At 66.1% G+C, this 16,405-nt stretch carries 12 protein-coding genes; 5 read left to right on the top strand and 7 right to left on the bottom strand.

The window, feature by feature from the left end; translation table 11 throughout:
- Nucleotides 1-14: 14 nt before the first annotated feature.
- Together ACILR9_RS09765 and ACILR9_RS09760 are read right to left on the bottom strand one after the other, a co-directional pair.
- Complete coding sequence (locus tag ACILR9_RS09765) at nucleotides 15-1,109, bottom strand: amidohydrolase family protein (RefSeq protein ID WP_395709723.1); 1,095 nt, start codon at nucleotides 1,107-1,109, stop codon at nucleotides 15-17.
- A 29-nt stretch (nucleotides 1,110-1,138) separates the two neighbouring features.
- On the bottom strand, nucleotides 1,139-4,327 hold the full coding sequence (locus ACILR9_RS09760) for a WD40/YVTN/BNR-like repeat-containing protein (RefSeq protein WP_395709722.1): 3,189 nt from the start codon (nucleotides 4,325-4,327) through the stop codon (nucleotides 1,139-1,141).
- A gap of 138 nt (nucleotides 4,328-4,465) precedes the next feature.
- On the opposite strand from ACILR9_RS09760, the gene ACILR9_RS09755 reads away from it, so the two are divergent.
- From ACILR9_RS09755 to ACILR9_RS09745, 3 genes are all read left to right on the top strand, one after another.
- Nucleotides 4,466-5,236 carry an enoyl-CoA hydratase/isomerase family protein gene (locus ACILR9_RS09755; protein WP_395709721.1) on the top strand — a complete coding sequence of 257 codons (771 nt, stop codon included), beginning with the start codon at nucleotides 4,466-4,468 and terminating at the stop codon, nucleotides 5,234-5,236.
- 70 nt (nucleotides 5,237-5,306) lie between these two features.
- Nucleotides 5,307-7,121: a flavin-containing monooxygenase gene (locus ACILR9_RS09750; protein ID WP_395709720.1), complete on the top strand. Its 1,815-nt coding sequence runs from the start codon at nucleotides 5,307-5,309 to the stop codon at nucleotides 7,119-7,121.
- A gap of 217 nt (nucleotides 7,122-7,338) precedes the next feature.
- Nucleotides 7,339-8,328 carry a Bug family tripartite tricarboxylate transporter substrate binding protein gene (locus ACILR9_RS09745; RefSeq protein WP_395709719.1) on the top strand — a complete coding sequence of 330 codons (990 nt, stop codon included), beginning with the start codon at nucleotides 7,339-7,341 and terminating at the stop codon, nucleotides 8,326-8,328.
- A gap of 179 nt (nucleotides 8,329-8,507) precedes the next feature.
- Here the strand turns inward: ACILR9_RS09745 and ACILR9_RS09740 are convergent, their stop codons facing one another.
- The 3 genes from ACILR9_RS09740 to ACILR9_RS09730 all read right to left on the bottom strand — a co-directional run bounded on the left by ACILR9_RS09740 (nucleotide 8,508) and on the right by ACILR9_RS09730 (nucleotide 11,086).
- Entirely contained in the window at nucleotides 8,508-9,284 is a 777-nt protein-coding gene (locus tag ACILR9_RS09740; RefSeq protein WP_395709718.1) for a peptidoglycan-binding protein, read from the bottom strand.
- Nucleotides 9,285-9,476: 192 nt separating this feature from the next.
- The gene (locus ACILR9_RS09735; protein WP_395709717.1) at nucleotides 9,477-10,865 is read right to left on the bottom strand and encodes an amidase; all 1,389 of its coding nucleotides are present in this window, start codon (nucleotides 10,863-10,865) and stop codon (nucleotides 9,477-9,479) included.
- Nucleotides 10,862-11,086, bottom strand: coding sequence for a hypothetical protein (locus tag ACILR9_RS09730; protein ID WP_395709716.1), 225 nt, complete (start codon nucleotides 11,084-11,086; stop codon nucleotides 10,862-10,864). The genes ACILR9_RS09735 and ACILR9_RS09730 overlap by 4 nt, the downstream gene beginning before the upstream one ends.
- On the opposite strand from ACILR9_RS09730, the gene ACILR9_RS09725 reads away from it, so the two are divergent.
- A complete protein-coding gene (locus ACILR9_RS09725) occupies nucleotides 11,087-12,505 on the top strand; it encodes an MmgE/PrpD family protein (RefSeq protein WP_395709715.1) in 1,419 nt (472 codons plus the stop codon).
- On the opposite strand, the gene ACILR9_RS09720 is transcribed toward ACILR9_RS09725, so the two are convergent.
- Nucleotides 12,492-13,469, bottom strand: a complete 978-nt coding sequence (locus tag ACILR9_RS09720; protein WP_395709714.1) for a Bug family tripartite tricarboxylate transporter substrate binding protein — start codon at nucleotides 13,467-13,469, stop codon at nucleotides 12,492-12,494. The two genes, ACILR9_RS09725 and ACILR9_RS09720, sit on opposite strands and share 14 nt — an antisense overlap.
- Nucleotides 13,470-13,595: 126 nt before the next feature.
- Here ACILR9_RS09720 and ACILR9_RS09715 point away from each other — a divergent pair, with 126 nt between their 5' ends.
- Nucleotides 13,596-14,801 carry an ABC transporter substrate-binding protein gene (locus tag ACILR9_RS09715; protein ID WP_395709713.1) on the top strand — a complete coding sequence of 402 codons (1,206 nt, stop codon included), beginning with the start codon at nucleotides 13,596-13,598 and terminating at the stop codon, nucleotides 14,799-14,801.
- A 54-nt stretch (nucleotides 14,802-14,855) separates the two neighbouring features.
- Here ACILR9_RS09715 and ACILR9_RS09710 read toward each other — a convergent pair whose 3' ends face one another.
- Entirely contained in the window at nucleotides 14,856-16,385 is a 1,530-nt protein-coding gene (locus tag ACILR9_RS09710; protein ID WP_395709712.1) for a TRIC cation channel family protein, read from the bottom strand.
- Between the last annotated feature and the right edge of the window lie 20 nt (nucleotides 16,386-16,405).

Genomic DNA, 16,405 nt, shown 5'->3' with positions numbered 1-16,405 from the left:
TCCCTAAAGGCCTCTCAGCCAATCCCCATCAGACGTGCCGCGGTTCCACCCAGGATGGCGATGCGCTGGTCGTCGGTCAGCCCGGGGGTGCTCAGCACCAGGTCGACCTCGGTGCTGGTCCAGGGGAATGGGTAGTCCGTGCCGATCATGATCTGGCCGGGGCCGGTCTCGGCGATCAGGTGCCGCAGCGCCTCGGGCGTGAAAACGATCGTGTCGAAGAACAGTTGGCCGTCCTTCAGGTAGGCGGTCGGCTTCTTCCTAGGCAGCGGGCCGACGCGATTGGGGAAGGTGCGGCACACCGCATCGGAGCGGTTGGCGTAGGACGGCAGGAAGCCGCCGCCATGGGCGGCGCAGATCTTCAATCCCGGAAAGCGATCCAGGGTGCCTTCGAAGATCAGGTGCGACAGCGCGATGGTCGTCTCCAGCGGGTTGCCGATCGTGTTGGTCAGCAGGCCGCTGCCGCCCAGCCGGCCGCTCGGCTCCAGCTCGCGCGTGCCGAGCGGATGCATGAAGACCAGGACGCCGAGCTCCTCGCACTTGGCCCAAAATGGATGGAAGCGCGGATTGGCCAGCTCCTCGCCGGCGACGCTGCCGCCGACGCCGATACCCTTGAAGCCGAGCTTCCTCACCGCGTGCTCGACCTGCTCTGCGGCCAGCTCGGGGTGCTGCAGGGCCGCTGTCGCGAAGCCTACGAAGCGGTCGGAATTGGCGGCGCAGAACTCGACAAGGGTCTCGTTCTGGACCTTGATCAGCTCGGCCGCGACATCGCGCTCCGCGCGATACCAGTAGGGATTGATGCTCAACGCCTCGACGTCGATGCCCTGCGCATCCATCGCGGCGATGCGGGTGCTGGTGTCGTCCATCAGCAGGCCGGGTGCCTCGAGCGGATGGTTGATCAGCGCCATCGCCGCAGGCACGCAGCAATGGGCGTGGATGTCGATCGTCTTGACCCGCTTGCCGTTGACCACGACCTCGCGCCGCCGTGGTTCGGCGTGCCCATGGTCGTGTGCACCGGCGGCCGACGCCGCGGCCATCATCTCGCAGCCGACGAAACCGATGCCAACCGGCGGCAGGCCGGCCGATACTCCTCCGTTTACCTGCATGGACATGACGATCCCTCGCTGTTCGGTGGAAGTGACTAGGTTGCCCTGACGTGGGGCACGCGCGCCTTGGTGAGCGCCTTGTTGAGCTCGGCGACATCGGCCTCGACAATGGCCTCGAACTTGGCGACCTCGCTGTCGACCTTGTCCATGACCTCGCGCGACACCGCCCTCGTCTGCGTGGTGGGCGCTGCATCGGCCGTCGTCGTCATGGCGATCATGTCCATCAGCGTGTCGTTGAGGCCAGCCGGATTGCGCAGAACGTCGCGCACGGACTTGCGCTGCGGATCGACCATCACCTGCTCGATTGCCGACAGCTTGCGCACGATCGCCGCGGCGCGGTTGCGCAGGGCGCGCTCGCCCTTGCCGGCACGCTCGCCGACCTCGTCGAGCTGCCGCTTCGTCCGGCGCAGCCGATTGACCGCCTGCTTGAGCTTGGATATCGACGCCACCAACTCCTTGTGCAGGGCGAACTGGGCGGCATAGTCCTCCGGCGCGGTCGAAAGGCGTGGGTCCTTGACCACGGTGAAAGTCGCCACGTCATTCCTGTCGCCGATGCCGAGCTCCACGCCATACGTGCCCGGCACAACGGTGGGGCCTGGCGGATTCTCGGGATCGGGCGCCAGCGGCTTGGGCCGCGGTGGCGCCAGCGCGTAATCGATCCTGGTCGGTCCGGGATGCTTCATGTCCCAGACGAAGCGATTGAGGCCGCCCTTGGTGCCGGGCTTGCGCGCCGGCGGGAGCTCCTTGTCGTCGCTCGCGTAGGCGATGATCTTGCGGCCGGCGGAGTCGCGGAAGGTCAGGGTCACCGGTCCGGTCGCGTCCTCTTCGAGCCAGTAATGGACGATCGCCCCGTTGGGCGGGTTCTCGCCGACGTCGAGATGCTCGCGCACGCGCGTGCCGTCGGGCCGCTCGACCATGACCGTGCTGCCGTCGATGCCGAAGGCCGGGCCATAGGCAATACCTGTCCGTACGTTGGCTCCGGCGCTCCAGTGCAGCTTGGTGCGGACGGTCGTGCGCGGCGCGAACACGCGCGTCTTACGGTCGCCGTCGGCCAAGCCGCGCAGCCCCGTCACGTCGTCGAGAATCCAGAACGAGCGGCCGTGCGTCGCCGCCACCAAGTCGCTGTCCTTGAGCTTGAGATCGTAGACCGGCACCACCGGCAGGCCCGACATCGGCAGCCAGCTCGCGCCGTCGTCGAGCGAGAAATGGATGCCTGTCTCGGTGCCGACGAAGAGCAGGCCGGGCGCCACCACATCGGCGCGCACGACGCGGGTGATCTCGGTCGCCGGCAAATTGCCGTTGATCGACTTCCAGGTCCGCCCGCCGTCGGTAGTCCGGAACAGGTACGGCTTGTAATCCGCCAGCTTGTAGCGCGTGGCGGCGACATAGATCGTGTCGGGATCGTGCGCGGAGACCTCGACGCAGCCGACATAGGCGAGTTCCGGCATGCCCCTGGGCGTGACGTTCTGCCAGCTCTTGCCGTCGTCGCGCGTCACGTGCACCAGGCCGTCATCGGTCGAGGCCCAGATCTCGCCGGCGCGGTGCGGCGATTCGACGACGCAGGCGCAGGTGGCGTGGACCTCGGCGCCAGCGCTCTCGCGCGTGATCGGCCCACCGGAGGCGCCCTGCCGCTCGCGATCGTTGACGCTGAGATCGGGCGAGATCTGCGTCCAGCTCATGCCCTGGTCGCGCGTGCGGAACACGCAATTGCCGCCGACATAGAGCGTGCCCGGATCGTGCGGCGAGAACACGATCGGAAAGGTCCAGGCAAAGCGGAACTTCAGGTCCTTGGGCGCAATGCCGGTCGATTCCTCCGGCCAGACGTTGACGAGCTGAAGTTGACGTGTGCGGTGATCGTAGCGCTGCAGCGCCCCCGCCCCGCCCGGGCTCGAACCGATGGCACCGACATAGACGACATTGTGCTCGCGCGGATCGACGGCGATGAAACCGCTCTCACCGGTACCTGGATACGAGCAGTCGGCCAAGGTGATGACGCCCCATTCCGACGCGCTCGGCACGGAGATCGAGGTGTTGTCCTGCTGCGTGCCATAGACCCGGTAAGGATACTGGTTGTCGATATCGAGCCGGTAGAACTGAGCGGTCTTCTGGTTGTAGATCGTCGACCAGGAGCCGCCAGCATTGAACGAGACATGGGCGCCGCCGTCGTTGCCCTCGATCATGCGCGTGCAGTCGTTGGGGTCGATCCAAAGATCGTGATTGTCGCCGTGCCGGGTCGTGATCTCGCTGAAGTTCGTGCCGCCGTCGGTCGACTTCCACATCTGCAGATTCGTGACGAAAACCGTGTCGGCGTGGCCCGTGTCGGCAAAGACGTGCGTGTAGTACCACGGCCGGTGCATCAGGTCGCGATTGGCCGAGACCATGGTCCAGCGCATGCCGTAATCGTCGGAGCGGTAGAGGCCGGTCTTGTCGCCCTCGGCCTCGACCAGCGCCCACAGGCGGCCGGCGCGCACCGGCGAGACGGCGACGCCGATCTTGCCCAGCAAGCCGTCCGGCAGGCCGGGCCGCCGGGTGATTTCCTCCCAGGTATCACCGCCGTCCATGCTGCGGAACAAACCGCTGCCCGGCCCGCCGCTGGAGATGTTCCAGAAATTGCGACGTGCCTCCCAGATCGAGGCGAACAGGATGCGCGGGTTGTTGCGGTCCATCGACAGATCGATCGCGCCGGCGACGTCGCTGCGATGGAGAATTTGCTCCCAGCTCTTGCCGCCGTCGCGCGAGCGATAGACGCCGCGCTCCGGATTGGGCCCGAACACGTCACCGAGCGCGGCGACGTAGACGAGGTCGGGATTGGTCGGATGGATGCAGATGCGGCCGACGAACTTGCTGTTCCTGAGGCCGATGTTGCGCCAAGTGCGGCCGGCATCGTCCGACTTGTAGACGCCGTCGCCGTATGAAACGTCGAGACGGATCGCTGTCTCGCCGGTACCGGCATAGATCACGTTACCGTCCGACGGCGCCACGGCTATCGACCCTACCGCCGCGCTCCCCATGAAACCATCGGACACGCACTGCCAGAAGACGCCGCCGTCACCTGTCTTCCAGATGCCGCCGGCGCAGGCTCCGAAATAGAACACCATCTTGTTGACCGGATCGCCGGATACGGCGACGACACGGCCGCCCCGGGAGGGGCCGATGCAGCGCCACTTCAACGCATCGAACCCTGACGGCTTGCTCGGATGAGCCACGAGTGTCTTCTTGGGCATGGTGCAGCGCTTCCGATCCTAGACGTGGCACGAAGCGCCGACCGTAGGTCAGGTGCGCCGCTCGGCGCAATCGGCATTGCCCCATCCTTGGTGTTGCGTTCTGCCCCGATTTGCGCCTAGGTCGATGCAGGAGAAACAATGGAATTCCGACATCTCGACTATGCCGTTCGCGAACGCGTGGCGGAGATCAGCATGCGACGAGCGCCGGTCAACGCGATCGACCATGCGTTGATCGAGGATATCAACAACGCCTATCGCAAAGCCAAGGCCGATCCCGAGGTTCGCGCCATCATCCTCACCAGCGCATTCGAACGCTCCTTCAGTGCCGGCATGGATCTCGCGATGATCCGCAAGGCCCGCGGCCTCGATCTGCGCCGCTACCTCGAAAAGCTCTACTTCGAGATGCACGACCTGCAGTACCGAATGGGCAAGCCCACCATTGCCGCACTGACCGGCCCCGCACGCGCCGCCGGAGTCACGCTCGCCGTGTCGTGCGACGTCCTGGTCGCCAGCGAGACGGCCAGCCTCGGCTACCCCGAGATCCTGGTCGGCGTGATTCCGGCGATGCACTTCGTTCACCTGCCGCGTCAAATCGGCCGTCACAAGGCCTTCGAGCTGCTGTTCAGCGGCCGGCCGATCTCGGCTGCGGAGGCCTGCGCCATGGGTCTGGTCAACACGGTCGTCCCGGCCGGCCAGGTGATGACGGAGGCACGCCGTCTCGCCCGCGATTTCGCTGCAAAATCTCCCGTGGTGATGCAGCTGGCCCGCGACTCCTTCATGCGTGCGAACGATTTCGAGTATCGTCGCGCGATCGAGAACGTGGTCGAGACGATCTGCAACATCATCGAGACCGACGACGCGCAGGAAGGGCTCAATGCCTTCAATGAGAAGCGACAACCCGACTGGTGACGATGGCAGCGCGGCCACGCTATAGCCGCCGATGTCGACCAGACGATCTGCCCGCAAGAGAGCCCTCTCCATGACCTCCGACAGCCCGGCCGCGCCGGCCAGACCGATCGACCGCGAGGCGCTGCGGCGCAAGTATCGCGAGGAGCGCGACAAGCGTCTGCGCGCCGACGGCAATGCGCAGTATCTGCAGATCACCGGACGCTTCGCCCGCTACCTCGACGATCCCTACACGCCGGTCGTGCCGCGGAAGCCGAGGACGGATCACGTCACTTTCGCCTTCGTTGGCGGCGGCTTTGCCGGCCTCGTGACCGCCGCGCGGCTGGCCGAAGCCGGCGTGGGCGACGTTCGCATCGTCGAGAAGGGCGGCGATTTCGGCGGTACCTGGTACTGGAACCGCTACCCCGGGGCGCAGTGCGACACCGCCTCGATGGTCTACATCCCGCTGCTCGAGGAGACCGGCTATCGTCCGACCGAGAAATATGCGCATGCGCCCGAGATCCTGGCGCACTGCCGCCGCATCGGCGAGCATTTCGGGCTGTACGACAATGCCCTGTTCCATACCCAGGTCGAGGAATTGTCGTGGGACGACGCGCGCTCGTGCTGGCTCGTGCGCACCAACCGCGGCGACGCCTTCACCGCGCAATTCATCGGCCTCGGCACGGGGCCGCTGCACGTACCTAAGCTGCCCGGCATTCCCGGCATCGAGTCCTTCACTGGACACTCGTTCCACACCAGCCGCTGGGATTACGCGTACACCGGCGGCGACCCATTCGGGGCGCCGCTCGCCCGGCTCGCCGACAAGCGCGTCGGCATCATCGGCACCGGCGCGACATCAGTGCAATGCGTCCCTCACCTCGCCCGGGCGGCACGCGAGCTCTATGTCTTCCAGCGCACGCCCTCCTCCGTCGACGTGCGCGCCAATGCGCCCATCGACCCGGATTGGTTCGCCGGCATCGCCACGCCGGGCTGGCAGCAGCGCTGGCTCGAGAATTTCACCGCCAACCAGGCCGGCGGCACGGCAACCGAGGACCTGGTGCAGGACGGCTGGACCGACCTGTCGCGCCGCATCCGCCAGCGCATCCTCATGCTGCCCAAGGAGCAGCGGACGCGCGACAACATGCTGGCGGCCTTCGAGGATGCCGACCATGAGAAGATGGAGGAGATCCGCAGCCGCGTCGATACGATCGTCGAGGATCCGGCGACCGCGCAGAAGCTGAAGGCTTGGTACCGCCAACTGTGCAAGCGCCCCTGCTTCCACGATTCCTACCTGCAGGCCTTCAACCTGACGGGTACCCATCTCATCGACACCGAAGGCAAGGGTGTCGAGCGCATCACGCCGGCGGGCGTCGTCGTGGCCGATGTCGAATACCCGCTCGACTGCCTGATCTACGCCTCGGGCTTCGAGGTCGGCACCGACTACAGCCGGCGCGCCGGTTTCGACTTGGTTGGCCGCGACGGGCTCAGGCTGTCGCAGCACTGGAAGGGCGGAATGCGCACCCGACACGGCATCCATGTCCACGGCTTTCCCAACGCCTTTTTCGTCCAGCCGACCCAGGGCGCCAACCTGATCTCCAACGTGCCGCACAATCTCACCGAGGCCGGCCGCACCATCGCGATCATGGTCCAGCATGCACTCGACAACGGCCTGCGCGAGATCGAGGTGACGCGCGAGGCCGAGGACGAGTGGGTGCGCCTGCTGCTGACGAGTGTCGGGCGGATGACCGGCGGCGCCGACTGCACGCCGGGCTACTACAACAACGAGGGCCAGGACGCCGGCATGGCCGCCCGCCTCGCCGTCGGCTACCCGGCGGGCGCCTCGGCCTATTTCAAGTACATCGACGAATGGCGCCGCTCGGGCCGCTTCGAGGGCTTGGCCTTCCGCTGAACCAAGCGCCGCGTCAGCGGCCCCCTCTAAGGATGTCGCCGCCAGTAGCTTGGAGGAACGGCTATGGCAGGCGGCGATGAGGTCCTTCACTTCGTTCAGGACGACAGGTCGCGACGCACTTTACCCCGGTCATGTCCAACGTCATGCTGTGCCTGCTGGCGCGGGCCACGCGGCAGAAGCCGCACACAAACAAGAACCGCGCTTACGGGAGGATGTGATGACCAACGGGTTTACCCGACGGGATGTATTGGTTTGTGCGTCGCTCACCGCAGCTGCCAGCGGGTTGGCGGCACCGGCGCTCGCCCAGGCATGGCCGAGCAAGCCGATCCGCATCGTCTGCGGCTATCCGGCCGGTGGCCTGACCGACGTGTTCGCCCGAGCCTATGGCGAGTATATCGCCGAGAAGACCGGCCAGACAGTGTTCATAGAGAACAAGGCCGGCGCCGCCGGCGCCATTGCCGCCGAGCAGGTGAAGAGCGCACCGACCGATGGCTACACGCTGATGTTCACCATCTCGACCACGATGGTAATGAACAAGGTCCTGTTCAAGAAGCTGCCCTACGACCCCGACAAGGACTTCGCCCTGATCTCGTGGCTCAACGCCGGGCAACTGCCCTTTGTGATCAATTCCAAGGTGCCGGCCAACAATCTCAAGGAATTCGTCGACTACGCCCGCACCAACCGGGTGTCGCTCGGCACCTATGGCGCCGGCTCCTATCCGCACGTCGTCGCCGAGGGGCTCAATCGCAGCTACGGGCTTTCCATCCAGGCCGTCCATTATCGTGGCGAAGCGCCGATGTGGCAGGAGGTGGCGTCGGGGGCGATCCAGGGCGGTAGCGGCAGCTACGCCGCATCATCGCCGATCCTGCAGAACGGGTCCGGCCGGGCGATCGCCGTCCCCAGCATGGAGCGCATGAAGAAGCTGCCCGACGTGGCGACCTTCTACGAGCAGGGCGCGACCGACAAAGCCTTCCAGGTGCGTGGCTGGATCTGCATGGTGGGGCCGATCGGCATGCCCGACGAGATCGTGCAGAAGCTTTCCGACCTCATGGTCGAAGCCGGCAAGACCCCGCGCATCCAGAAGATCCTCGACACCTTCGGTATCGACGAAGGCGCGCGCGACCGCATCTACTTCAAGAAAGTCATCGACGAGGAAGGTCCGGTGTGGATCGACCTCATCAAGAGCCTGAACATCGAGCCGCAGTAGAGCGATCATTCTCCTCGCCAGCTTCGCTGCAGAGGTGTCGGCGTCTTCGCCGACGGAACAGTCATGGCGGGGAACGCGCCACCAACAAGAAGGCCCCCCTCGCTACGCTCGGGATGACCTCGATTCTGTCATCCCGAGCGTAGCGAGAAACCTTTCGGCCCTGCGGAGGAAACTGAGCCTCAGGTTGCCATGCTCTGGTTGCCGAACTGGTCTTCCATCTGCTGCGACCATGTCTTCAGGTTGCCAGACGGAAAGCCAGTGACCGTGGGACCTTCGAAGCGGAACGTCCGATTGCCGCCGCCGAACTGGGTATGCAGGCCGGCTGTCACCGGCACGCCCCACGTCGTCGCAAGGCGGGAAACCAGCTGCGAGCCGCGGCCGCCACCGACGTCGCAGCCCAGCAGTTGAATCGATCCGAACGGCAGCATCACCGGCCGGATCCGCCGGATGGTCCCCTCGATCTGCGCGAAGTTCGAGAGCGAGATTGCCGCCAAGTGAGGCGCGCCGTTGATCTCGCCGCCGGTCACGTTCTGCAGGCCCTGATTGCCGTGGCCGTGGAAGCGCAGCAGCATGACGTTCTGGTTGCGCCCGCGGGCGACGATCTGGTTTGTGACGACCTCGATCCCGTTGGACATGCCGAACACGACGATCGGGTCGCCGCCGGCCGCCCGCACGTCGGCTGCTTCCAGGTTGACGAGGGACGGATCGGTCCCGTCGACGACGTCGATCGTCTGGAAGCCGCTCACGTCCATGTACTTGTTCCAGGTGTTCTGGCCGATGATGCCGTCGCGTCCCAGATGGTGAAACGACTGGAAGTTCTCGACGGCGCCCTTGGTACGCGGCCCGAAATGCCCGTCGGACTTGATCAGGGTCTGCGGCTGGTGTCGACGCAGCAGGATCTGCGATGTCGTCACGCTCGGCAGCACGTCACCATTGATCAGAAACGTGAAGGGCATTGCCGTCTCCTCCCCGCAACAGTCGGCATGCCAATTGTCCGGTATCGCCCCGTGGCGATCAACCAACCCCGGATAAGCTCTTAGGTATGCGCTGGCTGATCAGGCCGGTGTCTTGATTGCGCCAATATTCTGTGGGCGCCGGCAGATGCGAGCGATCACGCACCTGCCGGGCTGGTGCCGGTCGCGCAACCATTAGTCGCACATCGCCGGCCGACGGTTGCGCCAAGGCGTGGCGCCTTCGTAGGCGTGGGCGACGCGGAACAGGGTCGGCTCGCTGAACGGCTTGCCGGCGAGCTGCATGGCGACCGGCAGTCCACCCTCGCCGAAGCCGGTGCAGACGCTGATCGCCGGGAATCCGGTGACGTTGAACGGCATGGTGAAGGATGGCTTCTCCATGTTGGCCCATTTCGGCACGTCCGCGATGCGCGGCGCCTCGCCGGCCTGCGAGGCGCTGACGATGATGTCGAGGTTTTCCATCGCCACCGCCATCTCATGGCACAACAGGCGGCGGCGACGCGTCGCCTGCACGATATCCGGACCGCTCACGGTCGCCGCCAGCGCCACCCGATCGCGGAACAGCTCGCCGTAGTCGGTGAAGCGCTCGCGCAGCCAGGGCGCGTGCAAGGTGTAAGCCTCCGTGACCATCAGCAAATAGCCGACGGCATGGTAGTCGGCCGCGGGGGACAAGGTAATGTCGCGCACCTCCGCCCCCTCCTTGCGGAAAAAGTCCAGAGCGGCATCGATGCCGGCGCGCGTCGCATCCGAGGCGCGGTTGTCCGTCTCGAAGAAATGCCTGACCACGCCAATGCGCAAGCCCTTCACCCCCCTGCCGAGATCGGCGGTGAAATCCGCCACCGGACGCTCGACGCTCGCCGGATCCTCGGGGTCGTAACCAGCCATGCCCTGCAGCAGCAGCGCGCAATCCTCGGCCGTCCAGGCCATCGGCCCGGCATGATCGAGCGAAAAGGCGAGCGGCAGGATGCCGACGCGGCTCGAAAGGCCGTAAGTCGGCTTGATGCCGGCGATGCCGCAGAGCGCGGCCGGCCCGCGGATCGAGCCGCCGGTGTCCGAACCGGTGCCGCCCAGGATCAGACCGGCGGCAATGGCGGCGCCGGTGCCGGACGACGAGCCGGCGGTGAAGTGTTCGCGGTTCCACGGGTTGCGCGCCGGCGGCCACGGCAAATCGAACGACGGACCGCCAAAAGCAAATTCGTGCGTGGCGAGCTTGCCCAGCATGACCGTGCCGGCATCGGCCCATTTCCTCACGGTATGGGCGTCGCGCGCCGGCACGTTATGCTCGAGCAGCTTCGAATGCGCCGTCGTGCGGATCCCGGCGGTGTTGTAGATGTCCTTGTGGGCGATCGGGATGCCGTCAAGCTTGCCGCGCAACGTTCCCGCCGTCTGGCGCGTCTCGGCCGCCTTGGCGTCGGCCAGGGCGCGCTCCTCGGTCACCAGCAGGAACGAGTCGAGCTGGGGATCGAGGCGTCGGATGCGCTCGAGCTGCGTCTTGGCGAGCTCGACCGGCGAGATCTTCCTGGCCGCGATCTGGGTCGCCGCCTCGGCGATGGTGAGGGTGCTCATCGGCCCTGCTCGACGTCGAAGATGAGCGCGGGCTCGGCCTCCCGCGGCAGAGGCGCATTCACGCGCTCGATCATCCGGCGGAAGATCGCCGCGCCGGGCATGATGGCCTCGACCTGAGCGGGCGTGAGGTTATGGCCGCTCGTCTTCAGAATGCGTTCCAGCTCGTCCTTGTCGATCTCCGGTGTACTCATGGTGCGCTGCTCTCTGCTCTCGATGGACAAATGTCGCCGGACAATAGCGGCGGCCGGGCCCGTACGCTATTCAGCAGCATGACCGCCGCCGCCCGCTTCGCCGCTCATGCCCTCGATACGCGCTTCGCCGATCTGCCGGCGGCTGCGGTGGACGCCATCAAGGTCTACGTGCTCGACAGTCTCGGCGTCGGGATCGCCGGCTCGTCGGTCGAGGGCGGCGCCGGTCTGGCGCGCATCGCGGCGGGTTGGGGTGCTGCTGCGGTCTCCGTGTGGGGCCGCACGGCGCAGCAGCTGGCGGCACCGGCCGCCGCCTTCGTGAACGCCTGGCAGATGCACAACCAGGAATACGATTGTCTGCACGAGGGGGCTGTCGTGCATGCCATGGCGTCTGTTCTGCCGGCGGCCCTGGCCGCCGCGGAGCTGCGCGGTGGCATCGCCGGCCGTGAGCTGATCGCCGCGCTCGCCGTCGGCGTCGATGTGGCGGCCGGACTGGGGCTCGCGTCGCGGGCCGGTTTTCGCTTCTTTCGTCCCGCCACGGCCGGCGGCTTCGGCGCCGTTGCCGCTGCCGGCCGCGTGCTCGGCCTCGACCGCGATGCGCTGCAGACCGCCTTCGCCTGGCAGCTGGCGCAAACCAGCGGCACCATGCAGGCCCATACCGAGGGCAGCCCGATCCTGCCGGTCCAGGTCGCGTTCAACGCCCGCGCCGCCCTGCAATCCTGTGAATTCGCGACACTGGGCTTCGCGCCGGCGCGCGCCGTGTTCGAGGGGCCTTACGGCTATCTCGCCGTGTTCGAGGGCAGCTTCGAGCTCGAGCCGGTGTTGGCCAGCCTCGGCCGCGACTGGCGCATCGCCGAGTTCAGCCACAAGCCCTTCCCTGCCGGACGGGCCACCCACGGCGGCATCGAAGGCGTGGCCGCGCTGCAGGCGGCGCATCGATTCACGGCCGCCGACGTCGAGCGCATCGAGATCCGGGTGCCGCCGCTCACGGCGCGGCTGGTCAGCCGTCCGCTGCTGGCGGACAGCGGCGCAAGCTATTGCCGGCTGTGCATGGCCTACGTCGTCGCCAAGGTGGTCGAGAACGGCCGCATCGACCTTTCCGATTTCCGCGGCGAGGCGCTGTCGGATCCGGCGACGCACGCCCTGGCAGCCCGCATTCAGACCCTAGGTGACGGCAACCCCGATCCCAATGCCCTCGCGCCGCAGAGCCTGACGGTGACTCTGAAGGACGGCCGGAAACTGGAGTGGCAGTGCGAGACCATGCTCGCCAATCCGGCGCGCCCCCTCTCCCGCGACCAGCATCTCGCCAAGTTCACGCGCTGCCTCGATTTCGCCGCCGAGCCGCTGATAGCCGACGCCGGCCCTCGCCTGATCGAGGCGACCGACCGCCTCGAGGACATCGAGGACGTTCGGCTTCTGGCAGGTCTGGCGGCAGGCCTCAGTCCACCTTGACGCCAGCCTCCTGGACGATCCGGCGCCAACGCACGATCTCGTTCGCAATGAACGCGCTGTACTGCTCCCGGCTCTCGCCCGCGGGCACGAAGTACAGGCTCTGCAGCTTCTCGGTCACCGACGGCTCGCTCAGTACGCGCTTCATTTCAGCGGCCAGCCTTTCGAGGACCGCTTCGGGTGTGTTGGCTGGCGCCCCGATGCCAATGGAACCGACGGCGATCACGCTCGGATACCCCTGCTCGGCAATCGTCGGAACATCGGGCAGAAAGGGCGAGCGCCGGCTGTCGCATATGCCGATCGCGCTGATGCGCCCTGCCCGGATCGGCCCGACGATCGCGGGAATCGCATCCGACATGAGCTGGATATCACCTGACAGCAGGGCCATCTGGGCCTCGGCATTGCCCTTGAAGGGAACATGGGTCATCCGGATGCCGGCCGCGGCGCACATCAGCGCGACCGCAAGATGGGCGGCGGAGCCGTTGCCGGAGGAGCCGTAGTTGAGCTCGCCGGCCTTCGCCTTCTCGATCAGGTCCTTCACCGAGCCGATGCCGCTCTTGGGATTCGAGATCAGGGTCTGCGGTGTCTGCCCGACATTGGCGATGAAGGCGAAGTCCTTCACCGGATCATAGGGCAGCCTGGGATAGACCGCCGGCGCCATGACGTGCGTGGACAACGTAACGACCACGAGCGTGTAGCCATCCGGCGCCGCCTTCGCCGCCACGTCGACGCCGATCGTTCCGCCGGCGCCCGGCTTGTTTTCGACGATGACCTGCTGGCCAAGGGCCCGGGTGAGCTGCTCGGCGATGAGGCGCCCGAGAATATCAGCCGTCTGTCCAGCCGGGTAAGGCACGATGATGCGCAGCGGCTTGACCGGCCAGGACTGCGCCTGCACTGGAAGGGCTGCCAGCGCGGGCGCAGCAAGAAATATGCGGCGGCTCGGCCACTTCTTGTTGTCTTTGGGCATATCGGGCAATTCCTCCGCAAGCTGCGAAACTGTGCGTCCAAAGGGCCGTACGTTCAACGCGAAAGCGAAGCGCCCTAGACCATGCTAGGCTCGCGGCAACAAAACGACGTTTGGGAGGATAAAGTAATGAACTTCACAAGAGCCGCAGTCGCGACGCTGCTTGCGTGCGGGCTTTTCGGCGGGACGGCACTGGCGCAGAACCAGGCCGTCAAGATTGGCGTGCTCGACGACATGTCGGGCCCCTATGCCGAGAACACCGGGCCGGGCGACGTTGCCGCCGCCAGATTCGCCATCGCCGATTTCGGCGGCTCGGTGCTCGGCAAGCCGATCGAGCTGGTGAGCGCCGACTTCCAGAGCAAGGTCGATGTCGGCGTCGGCATCGCCAAGCGCTGGTACGACGACGAGAACGTCGATTTGATCCTCGGTATCCCGAACTCGGCGATCGCGCTGGCCCTGGTCAAGGTCGCCGAGGAGAAGAACCGCATCGTCATGCCGACCGCGGCGGCAACCTCGGAGTTGACCGGCAAGTCCTGCGGCTCGCACAGCATCCACTGGATCTACGATACCTATGGTCAGAGCAAGACCATCGTCGCTGCGCTCAGCAAGCAGGGTGGTGACAGCTGGTACTTCATCACGGTCGACTACGCCTTCGGACTGGCGGTCGAATCGGACGCCTCCGGCTTCATCAAGGCGGCCGGCGGCAAGGTGCTGGGCTCGGCCCGGCATCCGCTCAACACCCAGGACTTCTCCTCCTACGTCCTGCAGGCGCAGTCGTCGAAGGCCAAGGGGCTGATGTTCGCCAATGGCGGCAACGACATCATCAACGGCGTCAAGCAGGCCGCCGAGTTCGGCCTGGTCAAGCAGGGCGTGCGCATCAGCGCGCCATTGATGCAGTTCCCCGACGTGCACGGCGTCGGCCTCAAGATCGCCCAGGGCCTCCTGATGGCGAGCCCGTTCTACTGGGACATGAACCCCGACGCGCGGACCTTCTCCGACCGCTTCACCAAGCAGATGGGCCGTCCGCCGAGCTTCATTCAGGCCGGCACCTACGGCGCCGTGCTGCACTACCTGAAGGCCGTGCGGGCCGCCGGCACCGACGAGGCCAAGGCGGTAATGGCACAGATGAAGAAGCTGCCGATCAACGACTTCATGACCAAGGACGGCAAGGTGCGCGAGGACGGCCGCGTCATCCGCGACATGTACCTTATGCAGGTCAAAACGCCCGAGGAATCCAAGGGGCCCTGGGATCTGGCCAAGATCATCGCCACGGTGCCAGGCGACGAGGCGTTCCGGCCGCTCAGCGACGGCGCCTGCCCGCTGGTGAAGAAGTAGCGACGTCATGATTTTCCGGACCGCGGGCGTCTCGCCCGCGGTCCGGAAGAATGCTCAGCTAAAGCGCCAGCCCTTGGTGTGACGGTGGATCGCCACCATGCGGGTGATGAAGGCGCCGGCGACCGTGACCACGACGCCGACCCCAATCTCCTCCGGCTGCAGCCTATCGCCCTCCCAGTCGAGGAAAAGCGAGAAAGCAAGCCCCCAGACGAAGGCTATTTCGGCGTAGAGCTCGCCGCGCAGATTGGCGACAACGCGATCATGGCGGAACAGATCGCGCATCAGGCCGCCGAACGCACTGGTGAGCACGGCGGCGATCGGACCCCACAGCCACAGCGGCTGAACTGCAGCATCGAGAACGATCACGACCCCGGTTACGGTGAAGGCGGCAAGGCCGATCGCATCCGTCACTTCGATCGACCGACTCGCCAGCGCCGCCGGCAAGACCAAGTGTCGGGCCGATGGGCCAGCCCGCAAGACCGTCACGACCCTGATGATCAGCATGCCGATCAGCACGGTGCCGAACACGATCAGCAAGGTGTCGGGATTGCGAACAATGCCGATCGGCTCGCGCTGCAGCAGGAGATCGCGCACGACGCCGCCGCCCACCGCCGGCAGGACGGCAAGAAGCATTGCCGCGAACACCGTATACTTGCCCTCGTGGGCAAGCAGCACGCCGGACATCGCAAACGCCACCGTTCCCATGAACACCAGCAGTCGAAACCAACCGGTGTCGAGCGTCTGGTTGGTGAGCACGGGCATGACATAGACGCGGGCGATGCGATGAAACTCGCCGCTGCGCCTCAGCTCATCGATCGCGGCATCGATGCGGGCGACCCGTTCGGGCGTCTGGCTGACCCGGCTCAGCATGAAATGAATGTCGGTCGAGACGTGCAGTGGATGCTCCTCGATCAGGGACGCCTGACTGCGGCGCCACGCCGTGGTTGCGGCAGAGACCCGGTCGGCCAGAAATCCATCGATCACCCCGCTCAGCAGGTTCTCCAGGTTCTGGGCATCGGTCGCCACCGCAACGATGCGGTCCATATTGGCCGGGTCGGCAATGAAGGCGTTTATGCGCGGGTCGGCGTAGACATAGCCTGCGATCACACCAAGCCGGAACTTCTGGTTGGCAAATGCCGCGAGCATCGCGTCGACCGTCTGGACCGGAAGCCGCGCACTGGCGTTGCGCGGCACGATCAGCACGTTGGTTTCGGTTCGATAGGGTTTGGAGAAGTAAGCGTAGCGGGCGCGCTCCTCGGACTTCGTCGCCCCGGCCGCAATGTCGGCGGTGCCATCGGCGATTGCCGCGAGATGCGGCTCCCACTCGCGCAGCGGCAAATCGATCTCGACGCCCATGATGCGGGCAATCGCCCGCTCGATCTCGACGTCGAAGCCGGTAAGCAGGGCAACCCCGTGGCTGTAGTCCAGGTACTGATAGGGATCCCACGGATACCAGCCGCCGCGCAGGTTAACGGCGGTCGAGCCCGACTTGGCGGGAGCGACGGTCTGCGCCGGCGCGCCCGCCGCGAACACGAGCAGAGCGCAAACCCCGGCGAGCCAGCTGACAAGACGACCGGACCTCATAACCATGCTCTTCCAGATCG

Source organism: Reyranella sp., assembly GCF_044224635.1.
In the GTDB taxonomy this organism is placed as follows: domain Bacteria; phylum Pseudomonadota; class Alphaproteobacteria; order Reyranellales; family Reyranellaceae; genus Reyranella.
The sequence above is the reverse complement of the archived record's forward strand: the minus strand, read 5'-3'. Positions and strand labels throughout refer to the sequence as shown.